This is a genomic window from Paenibacillus sp. JT31N17 (genome assembly GCF_056269255.1).
The window spans coordinates 158,311-181,462 of sequence record NZ_JBWDNP010000008.1 but is presented as its reverse complement, the minus strand read 5'-3'; the positions used below and the strand labels follow the sequence as shown (position 1 = coordinate 181,462).

The window sequence follows — 23,152 nt, the reverse complement described above, 5'->3', positions numbered from 1 at the left end:
ATATTCGGGGTCTCTTATCTACTATAATAGTCAAAAACCGTCCATAAAAGCTATTGCCGCCCTGCTCAATGCGCCGGCTTCATTACTTCTTCGTCATACAAATGGCAGGCCACCTGATGTCCCGGCTCGATTTCCTGGAAAACAGGCGCTGTCTGCTTGCAAACTTCCATACAGGCAGGACAGCGTGTGTGGAAACGGCAGCCTGACGGAGGATCAACGGGACTTGGAATATCTCCCTTCAGAATGATCCTCTCTCTCTTCGCGCTCGGATCGGGAACAGGCACAGATGACAGGAGCGCCTGCGTATACGGGTGCAGAGGACGATCATACAGACTGTCCTTATCTGCCGTTTCCACCAGACAACCCAGATACATGACCCCGATCCGGTCGCTGATATGCTCCACTACGCTCAGGTCATGGGAAATAAATAAATACGTGAGCCCGTACTGCTCCTGGAGGTCCTGCAGCAGATTAAGCACCTGGGATTGGATCGACACATCCAGCGCGGAGACCGGCTCATCCGCCACAATCAGGCTTGGACGGACGGACAGCGCGCGCGCAATTCCGATCCGCTGCCGCTGACCGCCGCTGAATTCATGGGCGAAGCGCTCGGCATGCAGGCCGCTCAGACCCACCGTTTCCAGCAGCTCGCGAGCCAGCTTGTCCCGTTCCTTCGGGCTGAGCTTCGTATGAATGAGCAGCGGCTCGGCTACAATATCCTTCACTTTCATCCGCGGGTTGAGCGAGGCATACGGATCCTGGAACACCATCTGCATTTCCTTGCGGATCGGCCGCATCTGATTATCGTTCAAATCCGTAATATCCTGGCCGTTGAAGTATACTTCGCCGCCTCCCGGCTTAAGCAGCCGCGTCACGAGCCGGCCTGTCGTCGACTTGCCGCAGCCGCTCTCCCCGACAAGGCTGAACGTCTCTCCTTTGCGGATCGCAAAGGAAATGCCGTCGACCGCATTCAAATATCTTTTGGCGCCCAGCCACCCCTTCTGGACCGCAAACGACTTCCGGAGTCCTTTGACTTCAATAAGCGGAGTCTCCTTCATGCGCTCTCGCCTCCTTCCTGATCCGTCTGCTGCGACAGCCAGCAGCGGCTTTTACGACCTTGTAGTCCCTCGACCGGCAGCAGATCCGGCTCCTGCGTCAGGCAGCGCTCCATCACATACGGGCAGCGCGGCGCAAATTTGCAGCCTGCCGGCATATGCGACAGATCCGGAACATTGCCCGGGATCGAGTCGAGCCGGCGCACCTTCTGGCGAAGCTTCGGCACCGAATGAATAAGCCCCTTCGTATAGGGATGCTGCGGATTATCGAACAAATCTTTCACAGATGCCTCTTCAACTACACGCCCGGCATACATCACAACAACCCGGTCGCACATCTCGGCAACAACGCCCAAATCATGCGTAATGAGCAGCATGCCCATGTTTTGTTCTTCTTTCAGCCGCTTCATCAGATCAAGAATTTGCGCCTGAATGGTCACATCCAGCGCGGTTGTCGGTTCGTCTGCAATGAGCAGCTTTGGATTGCAGGACATCGCCATCGCAATCATGACCCGCTGCCGCATCCCGCCGGAGAGCTGATGCTGATAATCGTTCATCACTTCCTCCGCACGGGGAATGCCGACAAGCTTCAGTGTATGAACCGCATGCTCGCGGGCCTGCTTCCGGCCATAGCCCATATGCAGCATAATCGGCTCCATCAGCTGCTTTCCGATTTTGAGGACCGGATTCAACGACGTCATCGGCTCCTGAAAAATCATAGCCAGATCCTGACCGCGAATGCGGCGCATCTCCGCCTCCTTGATTTGGGTCAGATCACTCCCCTCGAAACGGACAGACCCGCTGGCGATACGTCCGGACGTATCCTTGAGCAGTCTCATGATCGACAGCGAGGTCACGCTCTTGCCGCAGCCGGATTCGCCTACGAGTCCGAGCACTTCCCCTTTATTAATATGAAAATCAACGCCGGCCACCGCCATTACACTTCCGCTGCCGCGTTTAAATTCCGTTTTCAAGCCTTGCACTTCCAGCAATTTTTGCGTCACAGCTTATCCCCCCTTAGTTTTTCGTCTTGGGATCAAGAGCGTCGCGCAGGCCGTCCCCCACCAGGTTAAAAGCCAGCACAGTCAAAAAGATCGCAATGCCGGGAAAATAAACGACATGCGGAGCAATGCTCAAATAATCGCGCCCCATGCTGAGCATGGCGCCCCAATCCGGCTCGGTCGCCTTCGCTCCCATACCGAGAAAGCTCAGGGAAGACGCCGCAAGAATGGCCGTTCCGATCTTCATTGTCAAATTCACAATAACGCTTGGCAGCGTCTCGGGAAAAATATGCCGCCAAATGATACGGCCGTTCTTCGCCCCCATCGAGCGGGCCGCTTCCACAAACAGCGTTTCCTTGGCAGACAGCGTAACGCTGCGGATAATACGGGCAAAGGATGGAATGCCGAATACGGCTACCGCAATTACGACATTGGATAAACCCGGGCCCAGAATAGCAACGATTCCGATGGCGAGCAATAAATCAGGGAATGAGAACATGACGTCGCTGCCGCGCATGATGAGCTTATCCGTCCACCCGCCGTAATAACCGCTAAGCAGACCGAGGAACGTCCCGGCAACAGCCGCAATCAGCACCGCGCTGAGACTGACCGCGAGCGACAGCCTTGTTCCATCGATAAGGCGGCTCATAATATCCCGGCCATATTCATCCGTCCCTGCCCAATGCTTCGCTGAAGGCCCCGACAGCAGTTCATCGTAGTTCGGCAGATCGGGATTATAAGGCGTCAAATAAGGGCCAAAGATGCCGACCATCACAAGCAGGACAATAAAAATCCCGGCCGCCAGCGATAAACGCTGTTTGCTGAATTTGCGGAAAAACTCCGCGATGCGGCTAGCGGAGGGTTCCGGCGCAAGCACTTGTACCGGCGCGGAAGACCCGGCTCCATTAACCGTCGGAGTATGATTCATTGTAATACCCCCTTAAGGATTTGCAAAAGTAGATGCTGGTTTAGTTCGACGAATAACGTATTTTCGGATTCAATACGCCGTACAGCAAATCAACAATCAGATTGATCAGAATAAATTCGGTGGCGAACAGCAGCAGCTCCGCCTGAATAACCGTATAATCGCGGAATGAAATGGAGTCGACGAGCAGTCTCCCAAGGCCGGGAATGCTGAATACCGTCTCTACCATAACCGATCCGCCGAGCAGGAAGCCGAACTGGAGGCCCGCTACGGTAACGACCTGAATCAGCGAGTTGCGCAGCGCATGCCGCCCGACGACAATGAATTCGTGCAAGCCTTTAGCCCGGCCTGTCCGGATATAATCCTCCCGCATCGTCTCCAGCATGGAAGAACGGGAAAAACGCGCGAGCATGGACATAATGCCGGCTCCGAGTGTAATGGATGGCAGCACATAGCTTTTCCAGGAATCAATACCGCCTGTAGGGAACCAGCCCAGCTCCACCGAAAATAATTGAATCAGAACGAGACCGAGCCAGAAGCCCGGAACCGAGATACCGGAGATCGCTGCCAGCATCCCGCTGTAATCCGGCCATTTGTTGCGGTTTATGGCAGAAACAATTCCGATCAGCACGCCGGCGATCAGCGCCCAGCCCATACTGACAAGCGTCAGCCAAATCGTCGGCATGAAGCGGCTTTGCAGCGTTTCCGTCACAGGGAGACCTGTCTTGAGCGAGGTTCCGAGATTCCCTTGCAATAAATCGCCCATATAGTGGATATACTGCTGCCATAAGGGAAGATCCAGACCAAGCGTGGCGCGGATGGCGTTGATCTCTTCAAGCGTAGCGTCTTTTCCCGCCACGAGCCGCGCCGGGTCTCCGGGGATGAGATGAATAAACATAAACACCAGCACGGATACGACAAACAGCAGCGGAATGACTCCGATAATTCTCTGCAATGTATATCTTCCCAAATCGCGAGCCTCCTTCAAAATAGGAAGGGGCGCTATCTGAATATGGATTCAGAAGCAGCCCCGAGCCATTCTTCGATCAATTAAAAGTCCGGTGAAAAAATCTGGCTGCGCATGCGGACTCGTCTTCCGATCGCTGTTGTACCCCTGAATTTTTTTATTGTGGATACCTGTGGTGCAATGCTACCCACAATAAACACCGTGGGAAGCATTGTCACCTGTATCGGTTAAATTCGGGGTACAAAGGTCGTAAGCAGATCCTTCCGAGGCAGCTTTCTTACGAAAGCTTTCAGCTTACGCTTCTCCAGACTATTTCCGCCTGCTCCGCCAGTTACTCACCAGACTTTTAAAGCCAAGTTGCATTACTTTTTGATTTCGGCATTTTTCACGTTAATGGAGCCGTCCGGATATACCTTAACGCCGTCTACATAGGATTTCTTGCCGGTAATCGTTTGATCGACGCCCAGGAACGCCCAAGGCGCATCTTCCCAGATCGTTTTTTGGATGTCGCCGTAGATGGCTTTCGCCTTCTCCGGATCTGTCGCCTTATTGGCTTCCTCAATCCATTTATCTACGTTGTCGTTTTTGTAGTAAGCCGTGTTCGAGCCTGCAGGAGGGAACATATCACTGCTGAACAAACCTCTTGTCGCGCCGTCGGCATCGCCGGAGGATGGCGACCAGCTTACGTACCACATTTGAATTTTGGCGTCCTCAGGCGTTGCAGCGGAGTTGATTTGGTCGGACAATGTCGCGCCTTCCAGCGACTTCACTTCCAGCTTGATTCCTGCCAGCGCCAGCTGCTGTTGAATGAACTGCATGCCTTTTACGGATTCGGAATCATTCTCGCCCCAGATTTCCGCTTCGAAGCCGTCCGGATAACCCGCATCCGCAAGCAGCGACTTCGCTTTTTCGATATCGTAGTCATAGCCCGTTTGCTGTGCATAATATTGCGTTTTGGATGACATGGTGGAATCCAGCTTTGTGGCAAGACCCGATTTGACGACTTTAATATAAGCATCCTTATCGATCGCATAGTTAATGGCTTGACGTATCTTCACGTCATCATAGGGAGCTTTCAACGTGTTTAATGTAATATAGCGGACAATCGTGGAATCGGCTTTATCCACTACGATGCCATCTTTGCCTTCAACCTCGGCGACCTGCTCCGTCGGCATCGGGTAGATGAAATCGGCCTCACCCGTTTTGAGCATCGCGATACGCGAACCGTTCTCCGGTACCGGCTTGAATGTAATGCTGTCTACCTTAGGAAGTCCTTCCTGCCAGTAGTCGGCATTCTTTTCTACGACCAGGCGGTCGCCCTGCACCCATTCTTTCATTTTGAAGGGACCTGTGCCAACCGGATTTTGGCCGATTTTATCGCCGGACTTCTCCAGCGCGGCAGGGCTGATCATCAGCGCCATCGCCATTTTGTTCAAGAAGGCATTGTACGGCTCGCTCAGTGTGATGACCACTGTTTTTGCATCAGGCGTTTCAATTTTGGAAACCTTCGTGAAGCTTTTGCGCATTCTCAAGTTGTTCTTCTCATCCAGAATGCGTTCAATATTAATCTTGACCGCATCCGCGTTGAAGTCCGTTCCATCCTGGAACTTCACATTCTCATGCAGCGTGAAGGTGTAAGTAAGACCGTCATCGCTTATTTTGTAGCTGTCGGCCAAGGCCGGGACCAGGGCCATATTTTCGTCAAAGCCCATCAAGCCTTCATAAATCGATCTCGAGCCGCTGATGGACAGCGTATCGCTCGTATTATGGGGATCGAGTGTAATAAAGTTGGCGTTAACCGCTATGACAATATCATTGCCGTCTTTCGTGGCCGCCGGCTGTTCTGCTGTATCCGCAGCCGTGTTTCCCGTATTCGCGGCATTCCCTGTATTCTCTGTACCGCCGTTATTGCTGTTATTGCCTCCGCAAGCCGACACGACAACTGCAACGATAATAAGCAGCATGATCAAAGACCAACTTTTACCTTTAAACCTCATGTTTATCCAACTCCCCAAAGAAATATTTGATCTATAGAATCGCTTCACACCGTGCAGCGCCAAGGAATGGCAGGTCTGAAGAATATTCTTGATTGAAGCAGGAAAAATGACGGATTTCGCTAATCAAGCTTGAAGAACTTCATCTGCGAGAGCAACCCGGAGCCAATCATGACACCCCGTTCATTCAGCTCGGAGCGGAAGATGCGGAATGATCCCCGAAGCGGTTCCCATACGATCTCCTTCGTGCACAGCTCCTCCACCTCTTCGTAGATGGCGGGAAACTTGTCCACCAGCTCGCCGCTCAGGATGACGCTGTCCGGGTTATACATGCATACGACGTTGTTAACCGTAATGGCGATGTACTGCAAAGCCCGCTCTATCAAATATTTCGCCCATCCCTCGCCCGCCTGCCTCGCTGCGAACAGCTCCTCAATCGTCGCAATCGGTCTGATTTTGTTGGCTTCGGATAGAAGCGAGCTGATATTAATGTAGGTTTGCAGGCAGCCCGCTTTGCCGCACTCGCACATCATGCCGCTCGGGTCAATGGTCGTATGGCCGATTTCACCCGCGCTGTTTGTTTCCCCGCGGTATATCTCGCCCTCAAGAATAAGCGCAGAGCCAACGCCATTGCCAAAACCGAGCAGCGCCGTGCGTCTGGAGCCGATGGCGGCTCCTTTCAGATGCTCGGCCAGCGCCTTGACCTTCAGTTCGTTATCCACCGCAACTTCGTAGCCGGTGAGCTCCTTCAAGCGCTCTGCCAGCTGCACGTTCTTCCAGCCGAGCTGAACCGAGAAAACAACGATCCCTGTCTGGTTGTTGACAATGCCGGGAAGTCCCATTCCGATTCCGACTGCGCGGGTTTTATCAATTCCGTGTTGTTCCATAAGATCATGGATGGCCTCACTGATCCGCATGAGGGTAACATCCGGCTTCTCGTCGCTGGTACGGGCGTATTTGCTGCTGCATACGATATTCCCTTGAATATCGACAATGCCGATATTCATCTGATGGCTGTCCAGCTCAACGCCGACCGACAGGACGGAGGTGTCTGCGATGCCGAGAAGCGTTGATTTGCGGCCCAGCCCAACCGACACCTGATCGGATTCCAGAATATATCCCTGATCGGCCAGTTCTCCGACAATGCGGCTTACCGTTGTTGCGCTCATTCCGGTTTGTTTGGCAATGGCAGCCCGTGAGAGGGGAGCCTGGTTTTTGATAATTTCAAAAACCGTCAGCCGATTCTGCCGTTTCATGAAATCCTGATCATGTTTCTTCAAGGCTGGATCCCCTCTTTATTTTCTCCATTGGATTAAATAGAAAGAAAAATTACTGTAATTTGGGTATAACAAGAAAATTTTATGATGTTATCAAGAAAATTGACTCTATCAATCTTTTATATTCTCCAGTGATATTAATAATATAAAAGAATATCTTAATCGTGTCAACATAGATGACATAAAATTGTTTGAGTTTATCCGAATTTTGGTGGAAGAACAGATTATTCAACTCATCCTTAAATCCAAAATCTCATTTGTTTATTGAGGTACAACGCTTTCATATATGTCACATGAATATGACGCAAATGACCGTCCGAGGTGACGCAAAAAAGCCTGCCAGGGCCGACAGGCTTTTCTTAAAGCTTTATTAACTGGAACAGGTTCCCTAATCGAACATGATTTCCCCGCTTCCCGTACGACACAATTCGAACAGCCTGCGGATTTGCTTCTCCGTATTGCGGTCCGTGGATAACTCCGGCAGCTCATGCTCCCCAAAGAATCCAACATCCAGAGTCTCCATGCTTGCCTGCGCTTCGCCGCCAATAATCTCGCACTGTATAAAAATCTTATATACATGCGAAGGTGATGGCGGATGATCGTGAAATTTCTTGTCCACGATTCCCAGCAGCCGCACGGGCAGCACGTCATAGCCGGATTCTTCCTTCGCTTCTTTGACAGCCACTTCCTTCGGCGACAAGCCGATATCCGCCCATCCGCCCGGCAATGCCCATGCCCCGTCTATGCGCTCTTTTACGAATAACAGCTTGTCATCACGAAAAATCACGCCGCGTATATCCACCTTCGGAGTGGCGTATCCCGTCTCGCTTGCGAACAGCTCTCTTATCTTCTCTGTCTCCACGCCGGTATACGAATTGAGAATTTCGATGCTTAATGTCCGCAACTGCTCAAACCGGTCCAGATCATAAATATCCTTGGAATAAGCAAGTCCAGCCTGGCTTATGGCCTGGATCTGCTTGGCCCATTCCAGCCACTTCAGCTGCATCGGCATTCACTCCTTTCGGGTAAGGTATGATGGCGTTATTCCACATCAAAATCAAAATACTTCTTCGGATAAGGCTCTTTCTTCAGCGTGTAATGCCACCACTCCTTGCTGTAAGGCTCGAAGCCCCCCTTGATCATCGCATTCTTCAGCACATTGCGGTTGTGGGTCTGCGCAGCCGTGATCTTCTTCGTCCCATGCGTGGAGACAGGTCCCAGGAAATCAAACCCGCTCCCCATGTCGATTTCCTTTCCCGTCTTCGCGTTGACGATCGTCAAATCAACGGTGCTGCCCCGGGAATGGCCCGATTTTTTTGCCAGATAGCCTTTGAACAGATCCTTTTTCTCCACTTCCGGGTAGAAAATCTTCTTCATCTTGACGTCCTTGGTGTCTTTGGACCAGCTCGCAAAATAATTCACGGCCTTCTGCGGCCGGTAGGCGTCGAAGATTTTGAGCAAATAGCCCTGGGCAGCCAAATCCTTGCCGACCGCCTTCAGCGCATTGGCCGCCTCTGCCGACATGATCGCAAACGGCGCATTATAGCCGTCGATTCGTTTCCCGATAAAATTATAATCTCCATAATAGCGGATATCGAATTGTGCGGAGGGGATCGCCTCATCCAGATAGACAAAACCTTTGGGCAAATTCCGTTTCTTCGCAATCGCCGGTGGCTGCTGCTTGTCCGCATCCTTTTTGTCCGCAGCTTGCGTCTCTTGGGCAACAGGTTGGATGGCTGCTCCGCTTGCGGGACTCTTCTCCGGTTCTGCCTCGTGAACCGGCAGGGCAGATTTTGCAGGATTCTTCTGATCGGGCGGCGGCACTTCCGCCTTCTGCTCTATCTGCATCCCGGGATCCGGCTTCGCCGCCTGCTGCCTGCTCCCGGGCGTATTGACCGCGCATGCGGACAACAACACCATCATGAGACATAAAATCATGATCCCTGTCATCCGCATTCTTATCCCAGGAAATCTGTTCAATTCATAAGCCTCCTTCGCATAACTTCTGCTCAAATCATTATCAAGCATGCTACAATTATACTATATTCCGGTTAATATAATCGGGTATAATCATAGGTATCAAATGATGCGGAGGAGTGTTGTCGATGCTTCAAACGGTAACCGGTTCCATCGATGAACAAGCTGCAGGTCGCATTCTCGTGCATGAGCATGTAATGGTCGGATTTGTCGGGGACGGGAAGCTCAAGCCGTCCGATTATGATAATGAGGAGGTCATTGCAAGCATCCTCCCCCTCCTCCTGAAGCTCAAAGAAAGCGGCTGCTCCACTTTTGTGGACTGCGCTCCTCAATATCTGGGGCGGGATCCTTACATACTGAAGGCACTCGCGGAACAATCGGGAATGCACATCATAACGAACACCGGTTTATACAAAAGCCCCTATTTGCCGGCTTACGCTTATGAAGCGGACGAAGGGGAATTGGCCGCTCTCTGGATACGGGAGGCCAAGGACGGCATCGGAGACAGCGGCGTATATCCCGGCTTTATCAAGATTGCGCTCAATGACGGAACAGCCATCAATGACACGCAGGAGAAGATCCTGCGCGCAGCCATTCGCACTTCGCAGGAGACCGGCCTGCCCATTCAATGCCATACCATTGGCGGAGACACCGCCCTCCATGCGGACGAAATCATGAAGCAGGCCGATTTTGAGCGGGAACGGTTCATCTGGGTGCATGCCCAAACCTGCACCGATTTGACCATCCATCGGAAGCTTGCGGAAGCAGGCATGTGGATCTCCATCGACTCGATCCTGCCGGGCACATATGAGAAGCATGCCGGGCTTCTGCGGCAGCTGATCGAACATGGCGCCGGAGATCGGATTTTGTTGTCTCAGGATACGGGCTGGTACACGGTGGGAGAGGAGGGCGGCGGGACGTTAAATCCTTATCACCGCTTGTTGACGGAATTTATCCCCTTTGCGGCAGCAAACGGCCTGGATGCGCAGTGGCTGGAGCAATGCGTCACCCGCCATCCGTTTCAGGCCATGAGCCGGCGGGACTGACAACTCAGCGGCGGAATGCTGCCCATCGCATGCATATATAATGACGGGGATGAAATATTTTAATAGGGCTGTCCCAATAATGTTCGTACGGATGAGTCAGTCCCAATAATCTCCCAAAAAAGAACCTCCGAACCCACTGCTTGGTGGGGGCGGAGGTTCTTTTCGGAAGTCTATTTTTCTTCAATTCGCTTTAATCTGCTGCACTCTGCCTTCCCTTAACAGCGAAGCGGCCAGCGCAAGTATTGTAGCGGCCGCCAAAGCTATGAGCGCCCATTGATAGCCGCGGATAATGAGCTGCAGATCCGTCCGGTTCAGAACGGCATCGGAGCCGGCATACAGCACATCCTTCAGTCTTGGCGGCAATGCCAGACCAACAATCATCAAGGATACGGCCGTGCTCAGCACCTGTCCCATATTATTGAGCATCGAGCGGAGCCCGTTGGCGACGCCCCGCCTGTTGTCGGGAACAGAGGACATGATCACCGTCGTATTGGGCGTCATGAACAAACCGGTCCCCATTCCAATAAGCAGCATGCCGCATGCCAGCACCGGGTAAGACTGCCCAGCCTCCAGAACGCCAAACAGCAGCAACAGCCCGATCAGCGATAAAATGATGCCCGACGAGGCCAGCACACGGACGCTGACTCTGCGGGTCAGCATTCCGGCAACCGGGGAAATGAGAAACATCCCCACCGTTACCGGCAGCACTCTCAAGCCCGCTTCGAAAGCATTGAGCCTATAGGCGAATTGAAAGAACAGCGCAAATAACAGAACAACAGCCGAACGGGAAAAGGAATTGAGGAATGTCGCCACATTCGCCATTGCGAAACCGCGATTCTTAAACAATCCCAGATCAAGGACGGGCCAAGCAGTACGCCTCTCATGCCAGATGAACAAGGGCGTGAATATAACAAACAGAATGATGCCTCCGAGTACGATTCCGCTTCCCCAGCCTAATTCGGAGCTTTCCGACAAAGCGATAACCAGACCGCCCAGCGCCACAAAAACCAGGGCTCCGCCCCACAAATCAATCTTTTCCTGCGACCGCGCCACCGGGGTGCGGCGTAGAACAAAAGCTCCCCAAACCAGCGCCACCAGCCCGATCGGCACATTGAACCAGAATACCCACTGCCACCCCCACGTTGCGGCAACCACTCCACCCAGCACCGGTCCTAACAACTGCGCCGAAGAGGCTATCAAAATATTGATACTGAGACCCGTTCCAAGCTTGGCTTTGGGAAATACATCTGTAATCAGCGCTGTCGTGTTGGTAATCACGATGGCTCCGCCTACCGCTTGAATCACTCTGAACATAATTAATATGCCTGCGTTGGGAGAGAACCCTATCGCAAAGCTGGATATGGTAAATATGGTCATACCGGTCAGATACAGCTTCGTTCGCCCGAAAATATCCGATATTTGCCCGAAGATCAAGATCAAAATCGTATTGACCAGCATATAGGACAGCAGAATCCAGCTGGAGGTGAAGGCGTCCGCATGAAAATGCCTGCTTACTTCCGGTAACGCGACGTTAAGCGTGCCGATGTTGATAATGACAAGAAATACGCCAAGACTGGTTACAGTCAGCACCAGCCAGGGATAATAGTCATCGGAACGAAAGCGCTCAAATATTTTCATTAACCATTGTCTCCTTCGTAAAAAGGCCGAGAAGAAACGGCTGTCGCCATCCCTTTGGCGGCGCAGCCAAGTTTCTTCCCACAGAAATATAAGCAAAGTATGGAGGTATTTTATACTTTCTTATATTTCAAGAAGAAACGGCTGTCGCCGTCCCTTTGGCGGCGCAGCCAAGTTTCTTCCCACAGAAATATAAGCAAAGTATGGAGGTATTTTATACTTTCTTATATTTCAAAAAAGCCCGGAAGGTTCAGGCGCCTTCGGGGCATTCGTCTTTTCATCTATTGGCGGATTGCACAATTTCTTCCGTTGTCCGAATCCGTCCGATGCGCGGAAAGATCGCACTCATGACATAATCATGCTCGTTCCGGGTAAGACCGGATATGGCATCACTGGCAAAAATAAGCTGGTAGCCATGCTGAAATGCTTCCCGGGCAGTCGTATCCACCCCGATGCCGGAGGCAATGCCGCATAATACGATTGTATCCAGCCTGCGGCGGCGCAGCTGCAAATCAAGATCCGTGCCATAAAATGCGCCCCACTGTTTCTTCGAAATCACATGGTCAGTATCGGTTACACCAATCTCGGGGATGATTTCATCCCAATCCTCCGCACGGACTCTTTGAGGCGGCGCCGCATCCACCTTAGGGCTCAGCATGTCTTTCCCATCCCGGCTGGATACCCGCACCAGACCGACGAACGATCCTTTTTCCCGAAAAACGTCGACCAGCGCTTTGGCCTTTTCAGCTACCTGCTCCCCGGAGTACGGGGCATAATTGCCGCTTACAACACCCTTCTGCAGATCGATGACGATCAGCGCGGTTGATTCCCAATTGAATAATGGTTCCATTGCCGCTCACTCCTTACGAATAATGATTATGAACCATAGACCGTGTTGACTCGATGTTCATTATTTTGTACTATTGGTCATACAGTTGTCAAGTGAGGGGACATGGTAATTATGATTGTAACCAAGCATGAAATTATCAGCTCGGCTTCAAGGCTTTTCTCGGAGCGCGGGTTTCCTTCGACCTCCATTCAGGACATTGCGGATGATTGCCAAATTGCCAAAGGCTCCGTCTATAAGTATTTCCCTTCCAAGGAGGATCTATTTAATGATGTCTTCGATCAATGCCAGCAAGTCTTTTTTGAACAGGTAGAGGAGCTCAAGCTTGTTTACGGACATTCTCCGAAAGAACTGATGCTGCGCCAGACCATTTTTCAACTCCAATATTTTATGAAGCACAAGTTTGTGCTCGTTGATTTTAAAGAGCTGCCCATCCAGCAAAACGCCAAATTCGTCCCGCTGCGTCTTCGTGTACGAGTGAGATTGCTGAATTGGCATAAAGAACGCATGTTGAATACGTACGGACAGCTCATTGAATCTCATATTTGGGATCTGGTCACCTTGTACAAGGCCATTCTGAAGGAATATTTGAACTGGATTATTCAGAGCGGGATACCGATTTCCGTCGAGGAAACAGCCTCATTGATCATCGATCGATTGGATGCTTTGGTCGAACATATCGTGCTTGCCCAGCCAAAGCCGGTGCTAAAAGAAACGATGATTGTGAAATATATGAACCGCGGGATGGATGGCCAAATCGAGGATAAGGAGCAGATGATTGCAAAAATTTGTGAAGATATCAGCCTGCTGATCAACGAGCTGCCATCCGGAAACGCATACCGGCAGGAGCTTCAGGAGATTCTGGGCTTGTTCAGAGCGGAGATAGGAAAGCATACTCCCAACGCTCCGCTCATTCAAGCGCTGCTGGCTTATCTGGAGAAGGAATACGAGTTCAAGAGCCTCGTCATCCAATTAAGGAATGTCCTTTTATTTGAGAAATAAGGAGACATGCTTGTTAAACCAACTGCATATTGAAAAAGAATTCCATACCCGGAATCCGGATAGACGATAGGCTGGGCATCCGGAATCCGTTGAGACAAAATTGAGGAATGGAGGGTTTTTGAACCGAAAATCCCTGCTCCTGCTGCACCTATCCGATTCCGCCATGCTCTAACGGCTGCCCCGGGACTCCAGCAAGGAAAAACCGGCTTACACCCCATTCAGCCTCCGTATCGGCCTTCTAAGCCGGAAAATCCTTGCTGCAGCGTCGATCCGGCTGTCCTCACACTCTATCAGCTGCCCCAACAAGGAAAAATCGGATTACACCCCATTCAGCCTCCGTATCGGCCCTCTAAGCCGGAAAATCCTTGCTGCAGCGTCGATCCGGCTATCCTCACACTCTATCAGCTGCCCCAACAAGGAAAAATCGGCTTACACCCCATTCAGCCTCCGTATCGGCCCTCTAAGCCGGAAAATCCTTGCTGCAGCGTCGATCCGGCTGTCCTCACACTCTATCAGCTGCCCCAACAAGGAAAAATCGGATTACACCCCATTCAGCCTCCGTATCGGCCCTCTAAGCCGGAAAATCCTTGCTGCAGCGTCGATCCGGCTATCCTCACACTCTATCAGCTGCCCCAACAAGGAAAAATCGGCTTACACCCCATTCAGCCTCCGTTTCGGCCCTCTAAGCCGGAAAATCCTTGCTTCAGCGTCGATCCATCGGTTATCTCTCCGGGTTTCCCTACTGCCTCGAGCGGTAAATCGACGGTCCTGCTATTAGTTGAAGGCTACAGCCGATGCTTCCCCTTGTGTTGTGTACAATCCGGCTAGCCCGCTGCCGATGCCGCTGGCTCCTTCGTGCTGCGTGCAGGCTTCTCCACAAAAACAGCGAGCAGCAGCTGTGCCGCCATAATGAACACGACGACGGCCGACAGACGGAAGCCGCTCAGATCGTCAGCGATCAGCACCATCAGCATCATGGCGCAGGCACGCCCGATATTCCAGCATACCTCGCGCAGCACCAGCGCTTCGATCCGCATCTCTCCCCGCAGGGGAAGCCCCCCGATCAGCTTGTAATTATAGCCGTCCAGAGAAGACTGGATGACCGGATTTCCGATTGCGCCCGCCAGCATAAAACCGACCACCGTAACAGGAGACAAGCCTGTCATCAGCAGGCAGGCCCCCGCCGTCGTCAATACAGCTCCGCCTGCCAGACAGGTGCGGATATGGGCTTCTTTGGCAAACCGGGAGAACAGATAGCTTGCGAGAATCGAGAAGAATGACAGCACCGCGTTCAGCAGGCCGATCCGATCCTCCTCCCCGAACGTCTGATAAAGCAGCAGAACAGGCAGCAGCAGCTGCACGCCCTGGCGGGCTCCGAACAGCAAATTGCCGAATACGGCCTTGCGCCATGCTTTATTCCGTCGGAATACGATGGTCATATGCCGGATGTAATACCGTTTCTCCCTCGCGCTGGGCACCTTATGGCGGATCCGGTGGCTGATTAATGCCGTAGCCAGATAGAACAGAAAGGCCAGCGCAAAAATGACCAGATAACCATGCAAGCCGGGCATGACAAGGAAGATTCCGGCAGAAACAAGCGGTGCAGTCAGATTGGCGGCAGTGGAAACGACGGAATTAAGGCCAATGAAACGCAGCCTGTTCCCGTCGTTCGACACTTCATACGTCAGCGTCCAGAAGCCGATCCAATACAGGCCGCTGGCGATTCCGAAAAAAACCGCAAACAACTCGTAATAGGTGACAACCTGGGTGCCGGCAGCAACAACGAACAGGTAGAATACGGTATAAAGACCGATTCCGATTCGGAACACGGGCATTTTCCCGAACCGCTTGGCGAAGCCGCCGCTGATCAGGAAGCTGACCGCCGTCGAGATGAAGACGATAAAATTATAAAAGCCGTTCACCCAAAGATCTTCCGTCAGCCGCCACAGATATAGATTCAGGAACGTTCCTGACATGACGTAGGCAAAGGTGAACAAGCCCTGCAGCAGCAGCGTCAGCCGCGCATCTGCGGATAGTTTGCCGGTTGGTGGGGTTGGTCTGTTTCTGTCGGTATCCATCACGGCGCAAGTCCTTTCTATTCCTGGAATCCCACATACAATAAACCGATTTGCATAGAGTGAAGCATATAGATGCTTAAAGTCAAAAAGCAGACGGCCCATCCGAACCGGCCGCCTGCTTTCTTGATTTATTATCCCATCCGACGCGCCTTCAGCATACCGTCTGCTACAAGGACGGCGAATGGTTCCGCCTCCGGATGAAGCCATTGAAAAGACGTTCCAGCACCGCTGCGCCGCGCAAGCAGCGCCCTTGGACAAGTGCGGGGCAGAAGCCGGTAACGGCTCCGCTCCCAGATCAGGTAGTAAGGATAACCCTCAAGCTCGATATTAGCCGGCAGCGCCACGAACTCTTCGGGCGGGCCGAGAACGATATCGCTCATGGTACGTCGCTCTCCTCGCATCGTTCTCCCTGGTATCGGCAGCTATTACCCCTTGATGTGGTACAAGCCGTATACATTGTCCATCGGCGTGTATTCTTCCGCAATGTCTTCCATGCGGAACAACTGCTGAACGCGGGGAGTCATGGAATCATAGACATCCTTAGGAATCGGCATTCTTCCGCTGGTGGAATCCCAGGCGCGCTGATAGATGAAGGTGAACAGGCCCCGCGGTTGATCCGACCGGTTCGGGCAGCCGCGATGCCATACTTTTTTGTCCCGGATCAGGAAGGAGCCTTTGGGCATGATCGCCTGCTCGAAATGCATCACTTCGCCGAGCTTCTGGATAAGCTTCGGATTCTTGAATATATGATCGGGATTCAGATGAGTGCCTCCCGGATAAAATTCCGTTGCTCCGTTCAGCTCCGTGAAATTGCACATCGGAATGTGAAGCACCAGACTGTGCGTCGGCGTGGTGAAATTATACGTCTCCGGGAAAAGCGGCCCCGTATCGGAATGCACCGGCTGCTTCTTCGTGCCGCCAGGCATCGAATTGTTCGACGCCAGATAGCGAAGCGTCAGATCCTCGCCCAGAATCTGCTCGGCAATGTCCAGAAAGAAGGGATTGGCAACCACGTCCTCCTCAATAAAAGGAGCCATAAACGGCAGGTCCATGCGCATGTTTTTCGTTTGTCCCTGCGCGTTGAACTCGCCGTCGCCGTAGCTGTAATTCTTCTCGAATTCCGCCAGAATCTGGCTGAATTTCTCGTTGATCACATCCGTCCGTTCGGGTCCCAGCACATCCTCGACAATGATGGCGCCATTCGCCCGCAGCAGCGCTGTCGCGAATTCCAGCTTGTCGGGATCAAACCGACCATTCTTGCGTTCCTCTTCAGACAATTGGATTTTCATCTTGAATCTCCTTCCGGTTGCGGGATGGGGCTGCCCTTAGGAGCCCATTTCGGCTTTCTTGCGGACTGGCAATGCTTCAAAGCGGAACAAGCGTTTCAATCTTGCCGATGCGCCGCTGTAGAGGGCTTCGGATATCACAAGCCGTGGACTGGTAATATCCCACCACCGCTGATAAGTCAAAGTCAGGCTGACCTGCTCTTCCGCACTTTCGTTGGCGCATTCCCTGTGCCACAGCTTGCTGTCGCAGATCAGAACCGCGCCTGCAGGCACATTGACCTTCACGGACGGGGATCCCTCCGCCAGCTTCCGGATAACAGCCTCCGAGTAATGCCGCGCAATATGCTCCGGCTGCGCATGGCTTCCCGGCCAAAGCTCAGGAGCGCCGCTGCCTTCGTTTAGATCCGTGAGCGGAATCGTGACATGGAGCTTATGCGCCGGCAGGCGGACATGCTCCGTCTCGGGAAACAGCGGTTTTGACTCGATAGCAAGCTCGGAAGATACAGCCGCCCCGGGCTTGCGGATATCCGCTCCGATAACGCGCAGCACGCAGTCTGCGCCGATTATCTGGTCAATTACACCAAGCATCAATGGATTCTCCGCAATATCCGGATCAATGAACGGCGCCGCCGCCGGCAGAGAAAGCGGATTGCCGTCATCATTGCCGCCGGTTTGTTTCCTTGCCTGCCCGACAGCTTCCTGCAGCGTCTGAAGGCGGTCGGGTTGAAACATATTGTCCAACACGACATAGCCCCGGATGTGGAGAAGAGCGGCGGCAAGCTCGAGCTTGTCTTCGCCGATGGATTGTGCTTGTCTTTCTTCGTCCGATAGCCGGATGGTCATTCGAATTTCCCCTTTCGACTGGATGGATTTCGATTACAGCTTGCTTACAGCTATATTGTATAGCGTAAGTAGAGATAGTTAAGAGCAATTCTGTCGCAATAGAAGGCGACAATCATCCTGCCATGCCTCTGGTCTGCATCCTGCATGACGGATGATTTTCCACATTGTTCCGGTTATTCCTTAACGGAACCGATCATGATGCCATGGATGAAATAACGCTGGATGAACGGATAAACCGCAATAATCGGCAGCATGGAGATAATGATTTTCGCCGCATTCAGCGTCTTGTCGGAAACAGTCGCAATACGGACGGCTTCCTCGGCGGACATGTTCTCCAGATTCACCTGCACGACAAGCTGCTGAATATAGGTCTGGAGCGGGTAATTCTCCGTCTTGCTCATGAAGATCAGACCGTCCAGAAAGCTGTTCCAATGCATCACGAGACTGAACAGCGTGATCGTGGCCAGCGCCGGCACCGACAGCGGGATATAAATGCTGTACAACGTATACCAGGGACCCGCCCCATCCATCTTCGCCGCCTGATCCAGCTCCCTCGGTATGCTCCGGAAGAAATTCATGAGCAGAATAACGTTGAACACAGGAACGGCAACCGGAAGCACCAGCGACCAGATGGAGTTGACAAGGCCCAGACTCTGCACCGTCAGATAAATGGGAATCAGACCGCTCTTGAACAGCATCGTAAATACCAGAAACCACATGAACACATTGCGGAGCTTAAATTCCGCTTTTGGACGCGACAAGGGATAGGCGATCAGGATCGTCATGATGAAATTTACGGCTCCGCCGAGAAACACCCGCTTCAGGGATACCCAGAAGGCGAGGAAAAAGGCTTTGTCATCGACAACCGTCGAATAGGAGCTCAGATTGAAATCAACCGGCCATAATCCGACCAGGCCGGCGTTCGATGCGGCGCTGCTGCTGAAAGACAGGGCAAGCGCATGCCAGATCGGCGCAATACTCAGCAGCGAGACAACGGCCAGCACCGCAATGATGATACCGTCGCCCAGCCGTCCGCTGAAGGACCGGTCGCGTACCATTCCCTCACGGACCAGAGCGGAACTCAAAGCTTTTTCATTTGACACATCTACACCTCCGCTCCGTCAGAAAATCCGGTAATCGCTGAATTTGTTGGCCAATGTGTAGGCGATGACGATCAGGATGAAGCTGAGCGCCGATTTGAGCAGCCCGATCGCCGTTGCCAGCGAATACTGCATCTCAAGAAGTCCTGCCCTGTACACATAGGTATCGATGATATCGCCCGTCTGATAGACGGCCGGATTATACAAATTGAATACTTGGTCGAATCCGGCATTCAGCACATTGCCGATGCCCAGAGTCGCCAGCAGAATGACCGTAGTTGAAACGCCCGGCACCGTAATATTCCAGATCTTCTGCATCCGGGTTGCCCCGTCCACCTCGGCCGCTTCGTAAAGCGCCGGATTAATGCCCGTCAGCGCAGCCAGATAGATAACCAGATTGAAGCCGAGCTCCTTCCAGACGTCGCTGCCGACTACAATGACCGGAAACCAGGTGTTGCTGCCCAGAAACAGGACCGGATCGATGCCAAACCACTGAAGAACGACGTTAATGCTGCCGTTCAAGGATAAAATTTCACTCAGAATGCCTGCCAGGATAACCCAGGACAGAAAATGGGGCATGTAGACGATCGTCTGCACCCAACGCTTGAACAAAATATTTTTTACTTCATTGAGCAAAAGTGCAAACACAAGAGGCACAACAAGATTGAAAATAATTTTTAAACTGGCAAGAATAATGGTGTTGCGGAAAATGATGAGACTGTCGTTCATTTGGAACATATAGCGGAAATTTTCCAGTCCGACCCATTCCTGATCCTTGAAGGGCACGCCGGGAAAATAGTTCATAAACGCCACAACAGATCCCAGAAGCGGCGTTGTCTCGAAAATCAGCAGCAGCGCAATGCCGGGGAGCAGCATGAGCAGATAATGCGTTTGCGGCTTCAGAGCGCGCATAATCGATCAACTCCAATCCTGTAAAATCGGCCCCTGGTGCCGGAGGCTTTTGCCCGCCTCCGGCGCCGCCTTCGCCAATTCCGCTATTCTTTGATTGCTTCTTCTACTTCCTTGATGATTTTGTCGCCGCCCTGGCTTTTCCACTGCTTCACGAAGGTATCGAAGGAATCCAGCGGAGCTCCGCCGATGATGATCTTCAGGAAGGTTTCGTCCTCCAGCTTCGTGAGATTGGCCCAACGCGTCTTCATGGTTTCCGTTGGCGAATAGAGCAGGCTGCTTACTTCCTCATAATCGCTGTCAAGCGGGGCGCCGCCCACCACATAAGCCTGGAAGCTACCCGTTTGGGTCAGCGTCAGCCCATCCTTGACCGCCTGCGGATAATTTTTCACTACGGTCGGGTCATCCATATATTTCTTGGCCAGCTCATAAGCATCCTTGACTTCAGGCTCCAGCGTGGATGGATCAATCTTGCCGTCCACCGCATCGAGGATCGCATGTCTGCGGTTCGAGACAGCTCCGATATCATCCGCGTTGACGCGGAACACATCCAGCGTATCGCTGATTTCTGTCGTGGCGACTTCCTTCGTCCAGCGGTCGAAGAGATCTTTTGGAACATCAGCCGCCTGACGGTTCATGCCGATCCTCATGTTGACGCCCTTCATTACCAGCTCAGGATGCTCGTAGCCTTTGCGGACAACGAGATAATCGAGTGAAACCGGCTGCAAATGCGTCAGCAGCTTGCCGTCTTTATCGGTCGGCGCCGCATAAGCTTTCCACTGGGCATCCGGATTTTTCTCGAAGGATTGGGTCAGATCGCCCCAGCCCATCCACCACGGACCGAAGAACAACCCGTTTTGTCCGCTCAGGAACAGCTCATTGGGATTTTCACGCAGGAAGAACTCCTTGTCGATCAGACCCTTGGCATACCAGTCTCGGAGCTGGCCCAGCGCTTCTTTCGTCTCCGGCGTAATGGAGCCGTAGGTTACATTGCCGTCCTTATCCTTGATCCAGTTGCGCGGGAAGGAGTGGAAGGAGCTGAAGATGGCGTCAAAGCCATGCGCCCGGTTCCCCTTGTCGCTGGAAAGCTCGGATTTGTTGGGCCCTGTGAGGCCGACCGTCTTGTCGCCGCCCATCTTGTTGTCTATAAACGCTTTGGCTGTTGCTTCAATATCGGCGATCGTCTTGGGCTCCGGCAGCTTCAGCTTATCCAGCCAGTCCTTGCGCACCCACAGCACCGTGTATGCGTCACCCTTGATCTGAATGCTGGGAATGGCATACAGCTTGCCGTCGAAAGTCGCGGATTCCAGCGCCTGGCCCTTGGCAAGATCGACCTGCAGCTCCTTGACCTTCGGTGAAGCATATTGATCGAAGACGTTCGTCAAGTCCTCAAGCAGTCCGGCTTTCACCATCATGCGGAGCTGCTCTTCATTGACCTGCATCGCGTCGGGAATTTCACGGCTGGCAATGGCCAGCATAACCTTTTGATCATACGGATCGCCATCAACGGCGCTCCACTCGCGATGGATCTTCATGTTGAGCGTGTCTTCATAAAACTTCGTCAGCACATTGTTATCGACGGTTTGCCCTGCCGGCAGCCCGGCGTCGCCCGGAGGCAGCACCTGTGCGATATTAAGCGTGACAAGCTCTTTCTCCGGCCCGTACGGATCTGCAGCCTCTCCCGCTGCGGGGGCTGCGCCTTCTCCCTCGCTTACAGCGTTCCCTGTGTTTGCGGGCGCATTTGATGGCGAATTCGCATCATTGCCGCCTGTATTGCTGCTGCAAGCGGTTGCAAAAAGAAGAAAGAATAACGCCGTTCCGACAAACCACTTCTTTCTCATGGTAAACCTCCCTGTTATCGATTCATGATTTGGTGAAGATAGGAACATTATACGGCGGAAACCAGCAGCCCAAGTAGTACCATCCATCGTCCGTTTGGGAGATAAACATCTTCCGCTTGACTGCCTGCCAGGAGGAAGCAAGGGGGAAGTTCCCCCTTTTTCCGTGCCGGATTACTCCCTGTCCTCATCTCTCCTGGTTTATGGAGCCAGGACGATATCCCATTCATGAATCTCATAGCTGCGCGCCCCGTTCACGATGTACGGATCCTGCTTCACCCACTGCTCCACTTCTTCAAAATTCCCTGCGCGGTAGATGACAAGTCCCCCTGCCCCATCGACAAACCGCCCGTTGGCATGCAGTTTCCCCGCTGCCCGGCAATCATCCAGAAATTGCAGATGATCCGGGCGGTACTGTACGCTTTTATCCGCATCCAGCATAGGCAGAAATACGGCAAAATACTTTCTGCTCCCGGCTTCCCGCTGCTTGTCGTCGCCAGCCATCTGGTAGGAATACAGCGCCGCCATATCAAGACTCCCGAAGCCATCTCCAACCGCCTGGTTGATAATGGCCTGCACCCGCTTGCCGGCATTCAATTGAACGCCGGACTGCTCGCCCATATCAGCCGCCAGATTCATATCCTTGGCCAGCAGCTTCAGCGCAAAGCCCGGCTGGAATGAAGACTTGGCAATAAATTGGGTATAGTGGCGCTCCATGATCCTGCTTTGGGCGAAGCTGTGATTCAGAATATCAAACAGCAGATCCGGATCGAGACCGGCCTTGCAGCCCAGCGCGTAGGCTTCGCTGACTGCCTGGGAATGAATGCCTACCATCAGCTGATTGATCAGCTTCACCGTAGAGCCGCTCCCCGATGCGCCAACATAGCTGATCCTGCTGCCGACCGCTTCGAACAGGCTGTGCACACGGTTATAAGTCTCTTCTTGTCCTCCGACCATCACGCTCAGCGTTCCGGCGATGGCTCCGGTCTCGCCGCCGCTTACGGGAGCGTCAAGGAATTCCACGCCGGCTGCTTCGGACTGCGCATAGAGCTTGCGGTTCAGTTCCGGCGATACAGTACTGCAATCGATCAGAACGAGTCCTTCCCGGGCATGCTGAATCAGACCGCTATCACCCGAATATACCTCTTCAACATCCGATGGCAGCGGAAGGCAGGTTATAATGACATCCATCTGAGCTGCCAGCTCGGCAAGCGACAATCCCGTACGGCCCCCTTGCGAGGCAAACTGCTGCTCCCGGCCGGAGCTTCTGTTCTTCCCGTAAACCTCAAAGCCTGCTTTCAACAGGTTGACTGCCATTGGCAAGCCCATTGTTCCCAGTCCGACAAATCCAATTTTCATTTTCACTTCATAC

Annotated in this window: 19 protein-coding genes and 1 pseudogene; 2 read left to right on the top strand and 18 right to left on the bottom strand. The window is 52.8% G+C overall.

Going from position 1 to position 23,152, the window contains the following annotated elements:
• Positions 1-65: 65 nt before the first annotated feature.
• The 8 genes from AC0YOB_RS23850 to AC0YOB_RS23815 all read right to left on the bottom strand — a co-directional run bounded on the left by AC0YOB_RS23850 (position 66) and on the right by AC0YOB_RS23815 (position 9,199).
• A complete protein-coding gene (locus AC0YOB_RS23850) occupies positions 66-1,058 on the bottom strand; it encodes an ABC transporter ATP-binding protein (RefSeq protein ID WP_475794879.1) in 993 nt (330 codons plus the stop codon).
• Complete coding sequence (locus AC0YOB_RS23845) at positions 1,055-2,059, bottom strand: ABC transporter ATP-binding protein (RefSeq protein WP_475794878.1); 1,005 nt, start codon at positions 2,057-2,059, stop codon at positions 1,055-1,057. Before AC0YOB_RS23845 ends, AC0YOB_RS23850 begins: the two co-directional genes overlap by 4 nt.
• Before the next feature lie 13 nt (positions 2,060-2,072).
• Positions 2,073-2,984 carry an ABC transporter permease gene (locus AC0YOB_RS23840; RefSeq protein WP_475794877.1) on the bottom strand — a complete coding sequence of 304 codons (912 nt, stop codon included), beginning with the start codon at positions 2,982-2,984 and terminating at the stop codon, positions 2,073-2,075.
• Between the two features lie 40 nt (positions 2,985-3,024).
• Entirely contained in the window at positions 3,025-3,951 is a 927-nt protein-coding gene (locus AC0YOB_RS23835; protein ID WP_210045258.1) for an ABC transporter permease subunit, read from the bottom strand.
• A 359-nt stretch (positions 3,952-4,310) separates the two neighbouring features.
• A complete protein-coding gene (locus AC0YOB_RS23830; RefSeq protein WP_475794876.1) occupies positions 4,311-5,945 on the bottom strand; it encodes a glutathione ABC transporter substrate-binding protein in 1,635 nt (544 codons plus the stop codon).
• 119 nt (positions 5,946-6,064) lie between these two features.
• Positions 6,065-7,222 (bottom strand): ROK family transcriptional regulator, encoded by a 1,158-nt coding sequence (locus tag AC0YOB_RS23825; protein WP_475794875.1) that lies wholly within the window; start codon positions 7,220-7,222, stop codon positions 6,065-6,067.
• A 385-nt stretch (positions 7,223-7,607) separates the two neighbouring features.
• Positions 7,608-8,225, bottom strand: a complete 618-nt coding sequence (locus AC0YOB_RS23820; RefSeq protein ID WP_475794874.1) for an NUDIX hydrolase — start codon at positions 8,223-8,225, stop codon at positions 7,608-7,610.
• Between the two features lie 35 nt (positions 8,226-8,260).
• Positions 8,261-9,199: a M15 family metallopeptidase gene (locus tag AC0YOB_RS23815; RefSeq protein ID WP_475794873.1), complete on the bottom strand. Its 939-nt coding sequence runs from the start codon at positions 9,197-9,199 to the stop codon at positions 8,261-8,263.
• A gap of 125 nt (positions 9,200-9,324) precedes the next feature.
• Between AC0YOB_RS23815 and AC0YOB_RS23810 the strand changes: the two genes are divergently transcribed.
• Entirely contained in the window at positions 9,325-10,242 is a 918-nt protein-coding gene (locus tag AC0YOB_RS23810; protein ID WP_475794872.1) for a phosphotriesterase family protein, read from the top strand.
• 180 nt (positions 10,243-10,422) lie between these two features.
• Here the strand turns inward: AC0YOB_RS23810 and AC0YOB_RS23805 are convergent, their stop codons facing one another.
• Positions 10,423-11,880 carry a DHA2 family efflux MFS transporter permease subunit gene (locus AC0YOB_RS23805; RefSeq protein ID WP_475794871.1) on the bottom strand — a complete coding sequence of 486 codons (1,458 nt, stop codon included), beginning with the start codon at positions 11,878-11,880 and terminating at the stop codon, positions 10,423-10,425.
• A 274-nt stretch (positions 11,881-12,154) separates the two neighbouring features.
• Positions 12,155-12,727: a hydrolase gene (locus AC0YOB_RS23800; RefSeq protein ID WP_475794870.1), complete on the bottom strand. Its 573-nt coding sequence runs from the start codon at positions 12,725-12,727 to the stop codon at positions 12,155-12,157.
• A gap of 111 nt (positions 12,728-12,838) precedes the next feature.
• Between AC0YOB_RS23800 and AC0YOB_RS23795 the strand changes: the two genes are divergently transcribed.
• Positions 12,839-13,726, top strand: a complete 888-nt coding sequence (locus AC0YOB_RS23795; protein ID WP_475794869.1) for a TetR/AcrR family transcriptional regulator — start codon at positions 12,839-12,841, stop codon at positions 13,724-13,726.
• 824 nt (positions 13,727-14,550) lie between these two features.
• Here AC0YOB_RS23795 and AC0YOB_RS23790 read toward each other — a convergent pair.
• The 8 genes and pseudogenes from AC0YOB_RS23790 to AC0YOB_RS23755 all read right to left on the bottom strand — a co-directional run bounded on the left by AC0YOB_RS23790 (position 14,551) and on the right by AC0YOB_RS23755 (position 23,139).
• Positions 14,551-15,804 (bottom strand): MFS transporter, encoded by a 1,254-nt coding sequence (locus AC0YOB_RS23790; protein ID WP_475794868.1) that lies wholly within the window; start codon positions 15,802-15,804, stop codon positions 14,551-14,553.
• 131 nt (positions 15,805-15,935) lie between these two features.
• On the bottom strand, positions 15,936-16,184 hold the full coding sequence (locus AC0YOB_RS23785) for a hypothetical protein (protein WP_475794867.1): 249 nt from the start codon (positions 16,182-16,184) through the stop codon (positions 15,936-15,938).
• A gap of 45 nt (positions 16,185-16,229) precedes the next feature.
• A complete protein-coding gene (locus tag AC0YOB_RS23780) occupies positions 16,230-17,093 on the bottom strand; it encodes a phytanoyl-CoA dioxygenase family protein (RefSeq protein ID WP_475794866.1) in 864 nt (287 codons plus the stop codon).
• Positions 17,094-17,306: 213 nt separating this feature from the next.
• Positions 17,307-17,822 (bottom strand): annotated as a pseudogene (locus tag AC0YOB_RS23775) (phytanoyl-CoA dioxygenase family protein); the annotation flags it as partial.
• A 284-nt stretch (positions 17,823-18,106) separates the two neighbouring features.
• Entirely contained in the window at positions 18,107-18,991 is an 885-nt protein-coding gene (locus tag AC0YOB_RS23770) for a carbohydrate ABC transporter permease (RefSeq protein WP_210045297.1), read from the bottom strand.
• A gap of 63 nt (positions 18,992-19,054) precedes the next feature.
• Positions 19,055-19,945 carry an ABC transporter permease gene (locus tag AC0YOB_RS23765; protein ID WP_210045271.1) on the bottom strand — a complete coding sequence of 297 codons (891 nt, stop codon included), beginning with the start codon at positions 19,943-19,945 and terminating at the stop codon, positions 19,055-19,057.
• Between the two features lie 83 nt (positions 19,946-20,028).
• Positions 20,029-21,783 carry an extracellular solute-binding protein gene (locus tag AC0YOB_RS23760; RefSeq protein WP_475794865.1) on the bottom strand — a complete coding sequence of 585 codons (1,755 nt, stop codon included), beginning with the start codon at positions 21,781-21,783 and terminating at the stop codon, positions 20,029-20,031.
• A 198-nt stretch (positions 21,784-21,981) separates the two neighbouring features.
• Positions 21,982-23,139: an NAD(P)-binding domain-containing protein gene (locus AC0YOB_RS23755; RefSeq protein ID WP_475794957.1), complete on the bottom strand. Its 1,158-nt coding sequence runs from the start codon at positions 23,137-23,139 to the stop codon at positions 21,982-21,984.
• Between the last annotated feature and the right edge of the window lie 13 nt (positions 23,140-23,152).

Excerpts from the sequence above, each read along its gene's own strand:
- AC0YOB_RS23765 (WP_210045271.1), bottom strand. The coding sequence starts at position 19,945 with ATGCGCGCTCTGAAGCCGCAAACGCATTATCTGCTCATGCTGCTCCCC.
- AC0YOB_RS23790 (WP_475794868.1), bottom strand. The coding sequence starts at position 15,804 with ATGGATACCGACAGAAACAGACCAACCCCACCAACCGGCAAACTATCC.
- AC0YOB_RS23795 (WP_475794869.1), top strand. The coding sequence starts at position 12,839 with ATGATTGTAACCAAGCATGAAATTATCAGCTCGGCTTCAAGGCTTTTC.
- AC0YOB_RS23830 (WP_475794876.1), bottom strand. The coding sequence starts at position 5,945 with ATGAGGTTTAAAGGTAAAAGTTGGTCTTTGATCATGCTGCTTATTATC.
- AC0YOB_RS23840 (WP_475794877.1), bottom strand. The coding sequence starts at position 2,984 with ATGAATCATACTCCGACGGTTAATGGAGCCGGGTCTTCCGCGCCGGTA.
- AC0YOB_RS23755 (WP_475794957.1), bottom strand. The coding sequence starts at position 23,139 with ATGAAAATTGGATTTGTCGGACTGGGAACAATGGGCTTGCCAATGGCA.
- AC0YOB_RS23850 (WP_475794879.1), bottom strand. The coding sequence starts at position 1,058 with ATGAAGGAGACTCCGCTTATTGAAGTCAAAGGACTCCGGAAGTCGTTT.
- AC0YOB_RS23820 (WP_475794874.1), bottom strand. The coding sequence starts at position 8,225 with ATGCAGCTGAAGTGGCTGGAATGGGCCAAGCAGATCCAGGCCATAAGC.
- AC0YOB_RS23780 (WP_475794866.1), bottom strand. The coding sequence starts at position 17,093 with ATGAAAATCCAATTGTCTGAAGAGGAACGCAAGAATGGTCGGTTTGAT.
- AC0YOB_RS23805 (WP_475794871.1), bottom strand. The coding sequence starts at position 11,880 with ATGAAAATATTTGAGCGCTTTCGTTCCGATGACTATTATCCCTGGCTG.
- AC0YOB_RS23760 (WP_475794865.1), bottom strand. The coding sequence starts at position 21,783 with ATGAGAAAGAAGTGGTTTGTCGGAACGGCGTTATTCTTTCTTCTTTTT.
- AC0YOB_RS23785 (WP_475794867.1), bottom strand. The coding sequence starts at position 16,184 with ATGAGCGATATCGTTCTCGGCCCGCCCGAAGAGTTCGTGGCGCTGCCG.
- AC0YOB_RS23810 (WP_475794872.1), top strand. The coding sequence starts at position 9,325 with ATGCTTCAAACGGTAACCGGTTCCATCGATGAACAAGCTGCAGGTCGC.
- AC0YOB_RS23770 (WP_210045297.1), bottom strand. The coding sequence starts at position 18,991 with ATGGTACGCGACCGGTCCTTCAGCGGACGGCTGGGCGACGGTATCATC.
- AC0YOB_RS23800 (WP_475794870.1), bottom strand. The coding sequence starts at position 12,727 with ATGGAACCATTATTCAATTGGGAATCAACCGCGCTGATCGTCATCGAT.